Here is a 15,272-nt window from a genome sequence, read left to right as displayed (position 1 = left end):
AGCACATCCTAAATCGTCCAGTATGACGATGAAGGAATGCTGAAGTGTTGTTGCTTCGGTAGAGCTTGACCCGGCTGAGTCCGCTATCGGTGGGGTGAGTTCGCTACATCATGTGGCGAACTCACGCCCTGGATAGCGGACTCAGCGGCTTGAGGGGCGAGACCGGTCGCCGATTGGGCCCGAACTCGCTATCCCGAGTCTGAGATCGCGACCGTCAGTAGCGTGTTCGGCCCCTGGATAGCGAGTTCACCCGGACAAGTGTGCCGGATAGCTAGGTCGGCCCGTGGATAGCGAGGTCAGGGCAGGAGCGACCCCGCCCCGCCTCAGAGACCGTTCCGGACCACGACCCCCTGCGCCACGACCGTGTTGACCTTCTCCAGGGCCGTGCCGTCGCTGAGCGGGTCGGCGTCCACGACCACCGCGTCGGCGAAGCCGCCCATGGTGAACCTTCCGGCTTTCCCTTCCAGGCCCAGGAGGCGCGCCGAGTAGGTGGTCGCGGCGCGGAGGGATTCCAGCGTGGACAGCCCCGCCTCGTGCAGGCGGCGCACCTCGGTGCCCAGCGGCGTGACGTCGGTGCCGAAGGAATCGGTGCCGGCCACGATCGTCACGCCCGCCTCGTGGGCCGCGCGGACGGCGGCCTGGTGGATGGGCGTGTACTCCTTGCCGCGGGCGGCCAGGATCGGGTTCGGGTCCGTCGCCATGCTGTCCACGGCCTGGAGCGTGGGCGTGAAGTACGTGCCGCGGCGCACCATCTCCGCGATGGTGGCCTCCGTCAGGTACACGCCGTGCTCGATGCTCTTCACACCGCCCCGCACGGCGCCGTCGATGCCCTCGGCACTGTAGGCGTGGCACAACACCCCGGCGCCGCGGGCGGCCTTGACGATCGCTGCGATCTGCTCGCGCCCGTAGACGAGTTCCCGCGGATCCTGCTCGGGGATGCCCGCCCGGGGATTGGCGCGGGTCTTGATCACCCGCGCGCCGCGGGCCAGGTTGACCTTCGTGAAGTACGCCAGATCCTGGACGTCCCTGATGCCGTTCTTCAGCCCGGCCAAGGGCGCCAGATCCGGGTCGGCGAGGATGGAATCGCCCTGGTCCGGCGAGACGAACAGGCCGGCGGCGAGCATCCGCGGGGACAGGCCCGGCGCCCATTCCGGCAGCGCGGCGAGAGCCACGTCCTGGTAGAAGCTGCTGCTGCCGCTCCGGACGCTCGTGGTCCCGTTCCGCAGGTGGAGCCGGACGTCCTCCAGGCCGTTGGCGTGGACGTGGGCGTCGACCAGACCGGGGACCACCCAGCGCCCGTGCGCCTGGAGGCGCTGAGCGCGGCGGGCGACGGCGGCCACGGCCCGCCGAGTGGTATCCCGATTTCCGACGGCGGTGACCTTGCCGCCGTCGAGCACCAGGACGCCGTCCTCGATCGCGCCACCGGTGAGCGGATCGACGACGGTGCCGCCCTCGATGATCACGGCGCCCGGCGTCGCAGGGCGTCCTCGGTATGCGGGAGCGGCAGGACGGTCGGAAGCCTGGGCCGCGGGAGCTGTCGCCAGCTGTGCCGCGATGCCCGCTGCGGTGATGCCCGCGAGGGCCGCCGCCCCGGCGAGGACGCCCCGCCGGGGGAGGTTGCTGGGCGGCTGGACGACGCTGTCGTGATCATGGGTGCACATGGGGGAGTCTCCTCGGGGAAGGGCGTGAGTGTGGCGCTGCTCACTAAGTTTGGAATACCAAAGTTACGTCATGGTGACGAGTTCCCGCCAGTCCCTCCTAAAACAGTTAAGTGATTGCTTAATTCAGGAATGAGATACTTGAGCTTGTTCTAAGCCTTTGGACAGCTTGTAATGGGACTCATGAAGGCTCTGTACAAGTCCGGGGCACAGCCCGGCTTCGAACTCGTGGACCGCCCCGAACCCGGCACCGGCGCCGGGGACGTGAAGATCCGCGTGCACACCACCGGCATCTGCGGCACCGACCTGCACATCCAGTCCTGGGACGCCTGGGCCGCGAGCACCATCAACGCTCCGCTCGTCGCGGGCCACGAGTTCTACGGCGAGGTCGTGGAGATCGGCGAGGACGTCCGGGACGTCAAGGTGGGGGACCGCGTCTCCGGTGAAGGCCACGTGGTCTGCGGCATTTGCCGCAACTGCCGCGCCGGCCGCCGCCAGATGTGCATCCGCACCTCCAGCGTGGGGGTGCAGCGTGACGGCGCGTTCGCCGAGTACGTCGTCATCCCGGAGGAAAACGTCTGGGTCCACCACGACCCCAGCGTCACCCCGGAACTCGGAGCCATCTTCGACCCCTTCGGCAACGCCGTGCACACCGCCCTGAGCTTCCCGCTCGTCGGCGAGGACGTGCTCATCACCGGCGCCGGCCCCATCGGCCTCATGGCCATCGCGGTCGCCCGGCACGCCGGGGCCCGCAAGATCGCCATCACCGACGTCTCGCCGAGCCGCCTCGAACTGGCCCGCTCCCTGGGCGTCGACCTCGCCGTCGACGTCTCCACCACCCGCATCAGTGACGCGCAGCGGGAACTCGGCATGCGCGAAGGCTTCGACATCGGACTGGAGATGTCGGGACACCCGACGGCGCTGCCCGAGATGATCGAGAACATGAACCACGGTGGCCGGATCGCCATGCTCGGCCTGCCGAGCCAGTCGATCGACATCGACTGGGGCAAGGTCGTCACCCACATGCTGACCCTGAAGGGCATCTACGGGCGCGAGATGTTCGAGACCTGGTACGCCATGAGCGCCATGCTCTCCTCCAACCCGGTGCTGCACCGGAACATCTCCGCCGTCATCACCGACGTCCTGCCTGCCACGGAGTGGGAGAAGGGCTTCGAGGCGGCGCGCGGCGGGCACGGCGGCAAGGTCGTGCTCGACTGGCGCACCCTCTGACAGCCCACCGCTGATTGAGGACGACGGCGCGCGGCGGCTTCCGCGCGTCGTCGTCCACCGCGGACCGGGCCTTCCCGCACGCACCTCACCCTCGTAAGCTCGCAAGGGGCGCCCACCCCGCGGGCACCGCCGAAAGGACCATCATGTACGGCCTCATCAAGGACCAGCTCGCCACGGAGCTCGACGACCTCCGCACTGCCGGCCTCTTCAAGGAAGAGCGCAACATCACCTCGGCGCAGTCCAACCGGATCACCGCCGGCCCGCTCGGACAGCCCACCCGCGAGGTGCTCAACTTCTGCGCGAACAACTACCTGGGTCTCGCGGATCACCCGGAGATCATCGCCGCGGCCAAGGACGCCATGGACAGCCACGGCTTCGGCATGGCGAGCGTCCGTTTCATCTGCGGCACCCAGGATCTGCACCTGGAACTCGAGCGCCAGGTCTCCCGCTTCCTCGGCACCGAGGACACGATCCTGTTCTCGAGCTGCTTCGACGCCAACGGCGGCGTCTTCGAATCGCTCTTCGGCCCGGAGGACGCGATCGTCTCCGACGCCCTGAACCACGCCTCGATCATCGACGGCATCCGCCTCTCCAAGGCCCGCCGCTTCCGCTACGCGAACCAGGACATGGCGGACCTGGAGGCCAAGCTCCGCGAGGCGACGTCGGACGCGCCCGGGCAGCCGGCCGCGCGCCGCGTGGTCATCGTGACGGACGGCGTCTTTTCGATGGACGGCTACCTCGCCCCGCTCCGCGACATCTGCGATCTGGCGGACAAGTACGGCGCGCTCGTCATGGTGGACGATTCGCACGCCGTCGGCTTCATGGGTCCGACGGGCGCCGGCACCCCCGAACACGCCGGCGTCAGCGACCGGGTGGACATCTACACGGGCACCTTCGGCAAGGCGCTGGGCGGCGCGTCCGGCGGCTACGTCTCCGGCCGGTCCGAGATCGTCGCGATGCTGCGCCAGAAGGCCCGTCCGTACCTGTTCTCCAACTCGCTCGCCCCGGCCATCGTCGCCGCGACGCTCAAGGCTCTGGAACTCGTGCGCGACTCCGGGGAGCTCCGCGAGAAGCTCTTCGAGAACGCCGCGCTGTTCCGCCGTCGGATGCAGGAGGAGGGCTTCGAACTGCTCGACGGCGAGCACGCGATCATCCCCGTCATGTTCCACGACGCCGTCCTCGCCGCGAAGGTGGCCTCGGCGATGCTGGAACACGGCGTGTTCGTGACCGCCTTCAGCTTCCCCGTGGTGCCCCGCGGTGCGGCCCGCATCCGCGTGCAGCTCTCCGCGCGGCACAGCGCCGAGGACGTCGAAGCGTGCGTCCAGGCGTTCGTGGCGGCCCGGGCCGAGGCTTCCTGACCCGCGCCTTTTCCTCACCTCACCACCCATCGACTGCTCCGTAGGATGTCGTTTCCCCGGGATTTCGGGAGATTTCGACATCGTATGGAGCAGTCGATCGTTAAAGGGGGTGCGGCTGGTCCGGGATACCGGACACGGGTGAGGGTGAGTCCGGGACGGGGCGGGCGTGTCCCGGAAGAATGGGAACCATGAGCCTCCTGATCACCAACATCGCTGAACTCATGACCCAGGACGGCGAGCACCGGGTCCTCAAGAACGCGGCCGTCGTCGTCGAGGGTGAGCGCATCGCCTGGATCGGCCAGGCCGACGACGCTCCCGCCGCGGACGAGGTGTACGACGCCGAGGGCCGCGCGCTGCTGCCCGGCTGGGTGGATTCGCACACGCACCTCGTGTTCGCCGGGGACCGCACCGCCGAGTTCGAGGCGCGCATGGCGGGGGAGAGCTACAGCGCCGGCGGCATCGGCGTCACCATGAACGCCACGCGGGCGGCCTCCGATGAGGAACTCCTGGACCTCGCCCGCGCGCGTCGTGCCGAGGCCCTGCGCGGCGGCACCACGTACCTCGAGGCCAAGACCGGCTACGGCCTGAGCACCGAGCACGAGGAGGCGCTGGCCCGCGTGACCGCTCAGGTGGCCGATGAGGTCACGTTCCTCGGAGCGCATCTCGTCCCGAAGGGCGCCGAGCCCGACGCCTATGTGGACGAAGTGGTCGGGCCGATGCTCACCGCCGTCTCGCCCCATGCCCGCTGGGCCGATGTGTTCTGTGAACGCGGGGCGTTCGACGAGGCCCAGTCCCGTCGGGTGCTCGAAGCCTGCGCCGCCGCCGGCCTGGGGCTGCGCGTGCACGGCAACCAGCTCGGCCCGGGCGCCGGAGTGAGGCTCGCCGTCGAGCTCGGCGCCGCGAGCGTCGACCACGTGAATCACCTCGAAGACTCTGACGTCACCGCGCTCGCGGACAGCTGGGCGGCGTACGACGGCGGACGCGGTCCCCGCGGTACGGTCGCCACGTGCCTGCCCGCCTGCGACCTGTCCACGCGGGAGCCCCTCGCCCCGGGTCGCCGGTTGCTGGACGCGGGCGTCCAGGTCGCGATCGCCTCGAACCTCAACCCTGGGACGAGCTACACGAGCGCCATGAACTACTGCGTGACCACCGCGGTGCTCCAGATGGGCCTCAGCGTCCACGAAGCCGTGCGCGCGGCGACGTTCGGCGGCGCCCTGGCCCTGCACCGCGAGGTGGGCGAGGACGTCGACGGGCGGCGTGCGGTCGGATCGATCGCCGTCGGGCATCGCGCCGATCTGCACCTCCTGAACGCTCCCAGCGCGACGCACCTGGCCTATCGTCCGGGCATGCCGCTCACCCACGCCGTGTGGCAGGCGGGCGTGCAGGTCGTCTGACGTCCCGGAAAAGCCGCTCCCTACGACGCGAGCCGCCAGTAAATGCCCGAAACCACGAAGGATAAGGGCATCTACTGGCGGCTCGCGTGCCGTAAGGGGGGAACAGCTCAGCAGGTGAAGCGGGCGTCCGCCCAGTCACCCCAGTCGTCGCCGCCGTCGTCCCCGTTGGTCAGGGCCTTCAGCTCGACGCGTGAGGCGCCCGTGACGTCGACCTTCACGGGGACCGCCGCGTCCGGGGCGCTGAGGACCGCGCTGCGGAACTTCTCCGCGCCGTCCACCAGGACCACGAACACGACGGAGCCTTGCAGACCCTTGCCGAGTTTCTTGTCGTCCACCCCCACGAGGGCGTTGAAGGCCGTGCACTTCTTCTGCACGTCGAGCACCACGGACGAGTCCGCGTGGACGCCGATTCCCTTGGCGTACCGGGTGCCGTCCAGGGTCAGGGCCGGGCCGTCGCCGGGGTTCTCTTCGCCGTTGGCGGTGTCCCGTTCGGCCGGCCCCCAGCCGTTCTCCTCGCTGACCCACGGGAGGTCCGAGGCGTAGACCGTGCCGGACAGCTCGGCGGCGGGTGCGTCGTGGCGCTGATCGGAGCAGCTGAAGCGGGCGGCGCCCCAGTCCGCGTGATCGTTGCCGTTGCCGTCCGCGGTGGGATCCGCCACGAGTTCGACGTACTGGGCGCCCGTGAGGTCCACGTCCAGCTTCGCGGTGGCCGAGTCGGGCCGCATCACCGGGGTGACGGCCTTGACCTTGCCGTCGGCCACGACGCTGAAGACCACGGAGCCGCGGCTCTTCTGCACATCGTCGATCCCGACGTCCGCCGTGAACCGGGTGCAGTACCCGCCGAGGAAGTACTTCACCGTGGACGGTGCGTGCGCGCCGAGCCCCTTCGGGTAGACGACGCCGTTGAGCGTGATCGGCGTGCCGTCTCCGGCGCCCTGCTCACCATTGGACCGGTCCTTCTCCACGGGACCCCAGCCGTTGCTGGAACTGACCCACTCGTGATCGCTCGCGTACACGTCCTGCTGCGGCGGTTTCGGCAGCGTCTTGACCGCGACGGCGGCGCTCGCCGTGCGCGGCCCCTGCGGATCCGCGGTGGTCCGGTAGGTCCCCTTGATGCCGATGGAGTAGCCACCATCCGCGCTGCCCGGCGCCGTGACGGCCCACGTGGTGGTGAACTTCGCGCCGGCGGCGAGGGTGGCCGTCGTGGCCGGGGTCTTGGCCTCGGCGGTCCAGCCCTCGGGAAGCTGGAGGCTGACGGCCACGTCGCTCACGGGCGCGGGTTCGTTGTTCTCCAGCACCGTGGTGAACTCGGTGGCCTTGCCCTGCTGGATCACGTCGGCGCCGAGCTTGCCGGACACCGTGGCGCAGGCCGGAACCTCCGAGGCGGGGCCCAGGTCTTCCAGCAGGAAGTCGTCCAGCACGAAGTCCGCGCCGTCCGAGGAACCCGTGCGGCTCAGACCGGTGAAGTACCGCCCGCAGTTGCCGGCGGTGAATTCCTGGGCGAAGCGCGTGGTCTTGGTCTGGGCGCGGAGAGGCTTGCTCTCGACCGTGACCGGCGCCTTGGCGTCGTAGCCCCAGACCCAGCTGTACTGATCGGCCAGGGAGTTCTGGTAGTCGAAGGACACCCGGTACTGGTGGCCGGGGGTGAGCTTCACGGTGGAGTCGGAGGTCCGGTAGACCAGGCCGTCGTTCTCCTCGTGCGCCACCAGGGAGAAGTTCCCGTTCAGGGTCTTGTCCACGGTGTTGCGGTACCAGCCCTGCTGGGTGAAGGGCGCGTTCCGGATGCTCAGGTGGGTGCGCGGATCAGTGGTGCCGCCGGCGTCGCCCTTCACGAAGGGCCACCAGCCTTGGTCGACGTTCTCGAAGTCCTCCTGGAGCACGGCGCCGGTCTGCGGTGAACCGGTCTGCGTCGATCCAGCCTGGGCCGGAGCCGTTTTCACCGCCCGGAAGTCGTCCACCCTGACCTTGGCGTCGCCGTCGCCCGCGGAGAGCCGGACGGTGGGCCGGCCGCCCTGCGGCAGGTCCACGAGCACGCGGATGCGCTGGAAGTACGTGCCGTTCTTCTCGTCGCCCGCCACGTAATTGCGGGCGGTGGAGCGGTCCAGGGAGTACTCCTGGGGCTTGCCCTGACCGGTGTCGACGGTGAGGCGGGTCTCCCGGGTCTTGCCCGGTTCGATCTCCACCCAGGCGCTCACGGAATAGGTCCCGGGCTCGAGCCGGCCGAGCTTCTGGGAGACGGAGGACGCGCCGGAGCCGAGCTCGGCGTACCGGCGGCCCTTGGCATCCCGCACCTGCTGGACGGAGCCCTGCGGGTTCCAGGCCGCGAGATCCGAGCCGTTGAAGCCTGGGTCCTGGAAAGGCGTTCCGGAGCCGAACCGCGCCGTGGCGGGCAGCTGCGACGCCTTGCCGCGCGGCACAAGCACATAGGGCTGACCGGCGTCGGCGGTGAGCGTGACCTGGCCATTCACCACGGGCACGGTGGTGACGAGCGTCCGTCCGTTGTCACCGAGCTTGTAGACGCTCAGCTCGCGGGCGTTGGCGAAGCCCTTGCCGAGCGACCAGGTGGTGGAGCCGCCGGCGGCGCTGTAGTGGTACAGCTTGTCGGCCTTGCCGTTGTCCTTGGAGGACCAGGGCAGCAGGTAGTCACGGCCCTTCAGGACGGTGACGCCGTCCGCCGTGATCGTGCGGTCGGCGGCCGTGGCGCCGGTGACCGAGACGCCGTCGCTGAGGTCGACGCTGTCCGGGGTCCAGCGCATGATCTCGTGGTGCTGGAGGAACTTGGTGGGCAGATTGGATTCCCACACGTTCTTGGTGAAGGCGTTGTAGTCGTTCTGGCCGGTCCAGCCTTCGAATTCGACGATGTGGCTGCCGCCGAGGCGGACGTCCGGGTTCCAGACGTCGGCCTGGCTGTTGTTCACGAAGCGCAGGATCTGGGAGTTGATGCCCTTGTTGTCCGTGCCGCCGTACTTCTCGTCATTCGCCCAGTGGGACCAGGTGTTGTTGCGGTTCAGGGAGTACGCCCATTCGGAGCCCACACGGAACCCGTTCTTCACGAGTTCGTCCTGGATCTTCTGAGCGACCCAGCCGTAGGAGTAGTAGACGTCCACGTACACGAAGTCCAGGTTCTTGTCCGTGGCGTCGCGGAGTTCCTTGATGCGGGTGGCGAGCTTGCCGGTGTTGATGTCCGCGCGCTGATTGATCCCGTAGGACTGGTCGAGCCAGTTCCAGCCCTTGCTCTTGTCGGCAGTGAGCAGGTCCTCGCTGAAGGACTTGGCCTCGGGGTAGATCTCGGTGGCGTTGACGTGGACACCGATCCTGGCGTTCCACCGGGCGCTCTCCGAGGCGAGCGTGTTGAGGTCTTTCAGCCCGCCCGCCCGTTCGTTGAAGTTGTTCCCGTAGTCCGTGTTGGCGGAGTCGTGGCCCTCAGAGGTGTAGCCCTTGAGCATGGCGACCTGGCCCAGGCCGTCGGTGGCCAGGGAGATGCGCTTGACGTCGTCGAGGGTGCGCAGGAACGGGTGCGTGGCCTGGGAGGCGAAGTTGAAGGGGATGTGCGTGATGACGTTGTCCGCGGTCTGGTCGCCCTTGTTCGGGCGGACGGCGATGGAGCGCAGCGCGATCGCGGCGTCCTGCCAGTCGACCTGATGGTCCGCGTTGGCGTCGGCGGTGATCGCGACCTTGGCCCACGGGAGCTCCTCGGTGGCGCTGGAGCCGGCGGCGCGGTAGAGCCAGGCGCCACTCGCGATCGAGGCCTCACGGCCGCCGTCGGGCGCCGCGGTGACCTGGCTGAAGAAGCGGCTGCCGTCGAGGTTGGCGGGCCCGGAGGATGCGTCGTACAGCGAGTTGCTCTCGACGGCGGCGGCCAGTTTCGCCGTGCCCGCCAGAGCGTAGGCGGAGCCCTTGGGCTTCGCATCGACAGGCGTGGTGGCCGTGACGGGGGTGAAGGTGTCACCGGTGGCGTTGCGGTTGGTGGAGAGACGCGTGGTGGCGAGCTGCGCCCCGGGTTCCGCCGAGGTCACGGTGACGAGCTTGAGACCCGGGATCTCGACGGTGGACACCCTGTTCTCCGCCGTGTCCCGGATGGCCGTGATGCGGAAGGTGAGGGCGTTCCGCTGGAGAGCGAGGGACGCATCCAGCGCGACGCCGGGCAGCCCGGGCACCGTGAGCGTGTAAGTCATGGTGGTGTCGTCGGTCTTGCGCGAGGTGACCGTGGCGCTCTGCTCCGTGCCGTTGATCTTCAGCGTGCTGAGCGCCTGCCGCGTGCCGGCGAGGGTGCCGCCGCCGTCGCGGTCCAGATAGCTGATGACCTGGGGGAATGTCGTGGACACGACCGCGGCCAGCTTCCCGGTGACCAGGACCTCCTGGTCCTTGCCCGGGGTGGGCGGTCTGGTCTTGGCGGAGGGGGCGATGGCCGCCTGCGCGGGGGCGGACGACGGCGCGTCACCCCAGGCGGGCAGGCTCCCGGCCAGCCCGGTGAGGGGGAGTGCCAGTGCCCCTGCCATGCACCAGGCCATGCCCCGCCGCGTGGGTCTGTGAATCCTCAAGGGATGCTCCTCTCTGAGCGAAAAAGTGCGGTAATGGTAACTATTGTTCAATGTGCGACAGATCACAAGGGGTTTGTGACATGTTCTGATCGATTTGCACATCAGATGCTTACCTTCGCGCACCTCTCGGCAGGGCGCTTGCAGAGTGATCATCGACGTCACGACGGAGTCTCTCGGCGTCGGGCGCCGGTCGCGCTTCTTCCTCAGGGAAGCGGGGGCGGGCTCGTCGAGCACCCCCCAGCCCCGTGGATCCGCGGGATCGGGCCGGAAATTCCATGACCGAGGAATGAAACGTTATGCGCGTTCTGTGGACGTTTGGGCGGTGATGCAGTAGCGTAAAACTGATTGATTGAACCCCGGTCCACGCATGTTTGATCATGAGTGGGGTGATTACCACTCATGCCGGGGTTCGTCCCGACCGACGATCACCACAGAGACACCACAGAGAAGGAGTCAACGATGACGGAGCCCGTGCTCGGCGCCTACATGGACGAGGAACTCAGCTCGCAGCCCCAGGTCTGGGCGCAGGCGCAGGCGCAGAGCCGGGAGGAAGGGCTGCTGCCGGCCAAGGGCCAGAAGATCGCCGTCATCGGCTGCGGCACCTCCTGGTTCATGGCGCAGAGCTACGCCACCGCTCGCGAAGCGGCAGGCCACGGCGTCACGGACGCCTTCGCAGCGTCGGAGGCGTTCCTGAACAGCAACAGCCCGGAGCGCGGCTATGACGCCGTCGTCGCGATCACCCGCTCCGGCACCACCACCGAGGTGCTGGAAGTCCTGGCGCAGCTCAAAGGCAAGGTCCGCACGATCGCGCTCATCGGCGACATCAATTCGCCGATCGTGGATCTCGCCGACGTCGTCATCGGCCTTCCGTACGCGGACGAGCAGTCGGTGGTGCAGACCCGCTTCGCCACCACCGCCCTCGTGTACCTGCTGACGAGCCTGGGGGAGAGCTTCGACGTGGCGATCGAGCAGGCGAAGGACGCCGTGAGCGCCCCGGTGTCCCAGGAACTCCTCGACGCCGAGCAGTTCACCTTCCTCGGCCGCGGCTGGACCGTGGGCCTGGCGCATGAGGCCGGCCTGAAGATGCGCGAGGCCGTGCAGGGCTGGACCGAGTCCTACCCGGCCATGGAGTACCGCCACGGCCCGATCTCCATCGCCGCCCCGAATCGTGTCACCTGGCTGTTCGGCGAGGAGCCGGAAGGCCTGGCCGCCGACGTCGCCAAGACCGGCGCGCTGTACATCACCTCGGGCCTGCACCCCCTCGCGGATCTGGCCCGGGTGCACCGGGTGACGCTGGAACGCGCCCGCGTCCGTGGTCTGAATCCGGACCTGCCGCGCAACCTCACGCGGTCGGTCATCCTCGACGAGGCCTGAGGCCTGAGTTTCACGGCCCGCGCACTTCGGTGCGCGGGCCATGGGACCGGCCTTCAGGGGCCGCCACGCATCAACAGCAGGATAGTACGGTCAGTAGACGGACGGGCAGGAAGCATGGCACTGGGATTCGCGGACGCAGGGGTACTCGCCTTCGACGTGGGCGGCACGGACATGAAGTCCGGGGTCGTCAACGCCGCGGGCTCGGTGCTCGCTCTTCGACGGCACAAGACGCCGCTGGACCCGGACCGTCCGGGGGAGGCGATCCTGGAACGGATCGCCGAACTCTTCGCCGACTACAGCCGGCAGTACCCGGTCGGGACGTTCGAAGCGGTCGGCATCACGGTGCCCGGCCTCGTGGATGAGGCTCACGGGATCGGCATCTACTCGGCCAATCTGGGCTGGCGGAACTTCCCGTTCCGCGAGCGGGCGGAGGAGATGCTCGGCATGCCGGTCGCCTTCGGCCACGATGTCTCCAGCGCTGGGGCGGCCGAGATGGAGCTCGGCGCCGCCCGCGAATTCCAGGACGCCATGGTCATGGTGGTGGGGACCGGGATCGCCGCCGCGATTTTCACGGGTGGCCGCGCCGTCTCGGCCGGTGGTTTCGCGGGCGAGATCGGGCATTCGATGGTGCCGGACCCCGAGGGCCAAGGCAGCGTCATCCTGGAATCCGTCGGCAGCGCCGGGGCCATCGCCAAGCGCTATGTCCGCTTGACGGGCACCCCGGTGGACGGCGCGCGTGAAGTCCTGGACCGGGCGCTCACGGGCGAGCCCGAAGCCCTCAAGATCTGGAACGAGGCCGTGGAGGCGCTCGCGTTCAGCATCTGCCAATGCGTCTCGATCCTGGGGACGGAAGCCGTCGTGATCGGCGGCGGGCTCTCCGCCGCCGGGGAGGCCCTGCTGGATCCGCTCCGCCACGCGGTGGATCACGCCCTCGACTTCCAGCGCCGCCCGGTCATCCGCGCCGCGTCCCTCGGCCAGGACGCCGGGATGCTCGGCTCGGCGCTGAAAGCACGCGCCCGTCTCCTGGAGGTGCGGCTGCCGTGAGCGACACGACCCTGGCACCGGACACCCCGGACCCGCAGCCCTCGCCGGGCCGCGTCGTCACCGTCACCCCGAACCCGGCGCTCGACACCAGTTACTTCCTGGAGCGGATCGAGCACGGGGCCAGCCACCGTGTCGCGCCTCCCTTGGCCCGTGCAGGAGGCAAGGGGCTCAACGTCTCGCGGGTCGCCCATCAGCAGGGCCGCACGACGCTGGCCATCGCCCCGGTCGGCGGCGCCACGGGGGACGTCTTCGCCGCCGAGCTGGAAGCCAGCGGGGTCCCGCACCGGCTGGTCCCGGTCGAGGCCGAGACCCGTCGCAGCATGGCCTTCGTCGAGGAGTTCCTCGGCGACACGACCATCTTCAACGAAAGCGGGCACGCCCTGGCCGCCGCCGACTGGCAGCGGCTCGCGGCCGCCGTCGTCGACTCCCTGCAGGACGCGGCGGTCCTGGTGGGATCCGGCAGCCTGCCGCCCGGGGCGCCCGGTGATTTCTACCCGGCCCTGGTGACGCTCGCGCACCAGCACGGCGTCCCGGCCATCATCGACACCTCGGGCCCCGGCATCCTGGCCGCCGCGCGCGCCGGCGCCGATGTGCTGAAGCCCAATCACCACGAACTGCTCGAAGCGTTCGACGGCGACGACCTCCCGACCGCGGCGCGTCGGCTCCTGGAGCTGGGCGCCCGCACGGTCGTGGTGAGCTCCGGCAGCGAAGGCATGCGGCTCTTCTCCGCGGACCACCCCCGGCATTGCTGGCGGGCCCGGCTCGCGGAACCTCTCCGCGGCAATCCGACCGGCGCGGGGGACGCCGCGGTGTCCGCCCTGGCGACGGCGCTCGCCGAGGGCATGGACGACCCCGAAGACCTGCTGCGGCGCGCCACCTCCTGGTCGGCGGCCGCGGTCCTGATGCCCGGAGCGGGCGAGATCTCGCCCCGGCACACCGAACTGGAACAACACCTGATCATCACCCTGGAGGAACTTGCATGAGCCTGGTCAGCACCCGCACCATCATGGACCGCGCCACAGGGCGGGGGAGCGGTCAGGGGGCGTTCAACGTCATCCATCTGGAGACCGTGGAAGGCCTCATCGCGGGCGCCGAGCAGGCGGGCCTGCCGCTCATCCTCCAGATCTCCGAGAACTGCGCGAAGTACCACGGCGGCCTGGAGCCCATCGCGCTCGCGACGCTGTCCGCGGCCCGCGCCGCCGGCGTCGACCTCGCCGTGCACCTGGACCACGCCGAGAGTGAGGATCTGGCGCGGCAGGCGGTCGACCTCGGGTTCGGGTCCATCATGTACGACGGCGCGCACCTCGACTACGAGGAGAACGTCGCCTCGACCGCGCGGGTGCGGGAGTACGCACACGCCGCAGGCGTCTACGTCGAGGCGGAGCTCGGCAAGGTCGGAGGGAAGGACGGGGCCCACGCTCCCGGCGTGCTGACCGACCCGCAGGAGGCCCGGGACTTCGTGGCCGCCACCGGCGTCGACGCCCTCGCCGTCGCCGTCGGATCCTCCCACGCGATGACGAACCGCGACGCCCAGCTGAACCTGGAGCGCATCGCGGCCCTCCACGCGGCGCTCGACGTCCCCCTCGTGCTGCACGGCTCCTCCGGCGTCTCCGACGAGAACATCCAGGCGGCGATCCGTGCGGGCATGACGAAGATCAACGTGTCGACACACCTTAATGGTTTCTTCACACGGGCTGTGCGCGAGTACCTTGAAGCTCATCCGGATATTGTGGATTCCCGGAAATACCTGGGGGCAGGGCGGGCCGCACTGATTCCAGAAGTGGCCCGGCTTCTGACTCTCTTCGACACTGCGGAGCGTACTTCATGAACCGGACAGACCGATTGACGGCGATCCTCGACCTCCTGGCCGAGCGTGGCCAGATCGAGGTGGAGGACATCGTCACCCAGCTGGGGGTCTCTCCCGCCACGGCTCGGCGTGACCTGGACTCGCTGGCCAAGCAGCGCCTCCTGAGCCGCACCCGCGGCGGCGCCACCACGGGCTCCGTCTCCTACGATCTGCCCGGCCGCTACAACCGCGATGACAACGCCGAGGCGAAGCAGCAGATCGCCCTCGCCGCATCCTCGCTGGTGGAGCCGTACATGGTGGTGGGCCTGGGCGGCGGCACCACGAGCACGGCCCTGGCACAGGTCCTGGCCACCCGCGACGACCTCAACGCCCCGTCCAACCGGCCCACGCTGACCGTGGTCACGAACGCCATCAACATCGCGTCGCAGCTCGCCGTGCGCCCGAACATCAAGATCATGGTCACGGGCGGCATCCTGAATCCGCGGTCCTACGAACTCGTGGGACCGTTCACGGACACCATCATGCAGAAGGTCGCTTTGGACATCGCGTTCATCGGTGTCAACGGGGTGGATCCGATCCTCGGCCCCACCATCAACGACGAGGGCGAAGCCCAGGTGAACTCCCTCATGGCCAAGCGGGCGCTGGAGGGCTACATCCTGGCCGACTCCTCGAAGATCGGCAAGAGGGCCTTCGCCACGATGCACGGCTTCCAGATGCGCAACCTCATCACGGATGAGGGGATCTCCGCCAAGGATCTCAAGGCATTCCAGGACCGCGGGACCAAGGTCCTCGTGGCCCGGGACGGCGTCGCGGATCACCGGCACGCGTCCACGGTCCCGTCCGACGAGGAACCGGCGCACTAGGGC

Annotated in this window: 10 protein-coding genes; 8 read left to right on the top strand and 2 right to left on the bottom strand. The window is 69.1% G+C overall.

Annotated features, from left to right (window positions below):
- Window positions 1-323 precede the first annotated feature (323 nt).
- The gene (locus BLV63_RS13605; protein WP_066215103.1) at window positions 324-1,661 is read right to left on the bottom strand and encodes an amidohydrolase family protein; all 1,338 of its coding nucleotides are present in this window, start codon (window positions 1,659-1,661) and stop codon (window positions 324-326) included.
- A 180-nt stretch (window positions 1,662-1,841) separates the two neighbouring features.
- Between BLV63_RS13605 and tdh the strand changes: the two genes are divergently transcribed.
- From tdh to hutI, 3 genes are all read left to right on the top strand, one after another.
- Window positions 1,842-2,888: an L-threonine 3-dehydrogenase gene (tdh, locus tag BLV63_RS13600; protein WP_066215375.1), complete on the top strand. Its 1,047-nt coding sequence runs from the start codon at window positions 1,842-1,844 to the stop codon at window positions 2,886-2,888.
- A 143-nt stretch (window positions 2,889-3,031) separates the two neighbouring features.
- Window positions 3,032-4,246 (top strand): glycine C-acetyltransferase, encoded by a 1,215-nt coding sequence (locus tag BLV63_RS13595; protein WP_066215105.1) that lies wholly within the window; start codon window positions 3,032-3,034, stop codon window positions 4,244-4,246.
- Window positions 4,247-4,434: 188 nt separating this feature from the next.
- Complete coding sequence (gene hutI / locus BLV63_RS13590) at window positions 4,435-5,640, top strand: imidazolonepropionase (protein ID WP_066215377.1); 1,206 nt, start codon at window positions 4,435-4,437, stop codon at window positions 5,638-5,640.
- A 107-nt stretch (window positions 5,641-5,747) separates the two neighbouring features.
- On the opposite strand, the gene BLV63_RS13585 is transcribed toward hutI, so the two are convergent.
- On the bottom strand, window positions 5,748-10,139 hold the full coding sequence (locus BLV63_RS13585; protein ID WP_066215107.1) for an endo-alpha-N-acetylgalactosaminidase family protein: 4,392 nt from the start codon (window positions 10,137-10,139) through the stop codon (window positions 5,748-5,750).
- Window positions 10,140-10,640: 501 nt separating this feature from the next.
- Here BLV63_RS13585 and BLV63_RS13580 point away from each other — a divergent pair.
- The 5 genes from BLV63_RS13580 (at window position 10,641) to BLV63_RS13560 (ending at window position 15,269) form a co-directional block, all read left to right on the top strand.
- Window positions 10,641-11,555: an SIS domain-containing protein gene (locus BLV63_RS13580; RefSeq protein ID WP_066215109.1), complete on the top strand. Its 915-nt coding sequence runs from the start codon at window positions 10,641-10,643 to the stop codon at window positions 11,553-11,555.
- 114 nt (window positions 11,556-11,669) lie between these two features.
- Complete coding sequence (locus tag BLV63_RS13575; RefSeq protein ID WP_066215112.1) at window positions 11,670-12,599, top strand: ROK family protein; 930 nt, start codon at window positions 11,670-11,672, stop codon at window positions 12,597-12,599.
- Window positions 12,596-13,582: a 1-phosphofructokinase family hexose kinase gene (locus BLV63_RS13570; protein WP_254780560.1), complete on the top strand. Its 987-nt coding sequence runs from the start codon at window positions 12,596-12,598 to the stop codon at window positions 13,580-13,582. The genes BLV63_RS13575 and BLV63_RS13570 overlap by 4 nt, the downstream gene beginning before the upstream one ends.
- Window positions 13,579-14,427, top strand: a complete 849-nt coding sequence (locus tag BLV63_RS13565; protein WP_066215113.1) for a class II fructose-bisphosphate aldolase — start codon at window positions 13,579-13,581, stop codon at window positions 14,425-14,427. The genes BLV63_RS13570 and BLV63_RS13565 overlap by 4 nt, the downstream gene beginning before the upstream one ends.
- Complete coding sequence (locus BLV63_RS13560; protein WP_066215117.1) at window positions 14,424-15,269, top strand: DeoR/GlpR family DNA-binding transcription regulator; 846 nt, start codon at window positions 14,424-14,426, stop codon at window positions 15,267-15,269. The genes BLV63_RS13565 and BLV63_RS13560 overlap by 4 nt, the downstream gene beginning before the upstream one ends.
- Window positions 15,270-15,272: the final 3 nt, after the last annotated feature.

This window comes from Arthrobacter woluwensis, assembly GCF_900105345.1.
In the GTDB taxonomy this organism is placed as follows: Bacteria; Actinomycetota; Actinomycetes; order Actinomycetales; family Micrococcaceae; genus Arthrobacter_E; species Arthrobacter_E woluwensis.
This window is presented reverse-complemented; position numbering and strand designations above follow the sequence as displayed.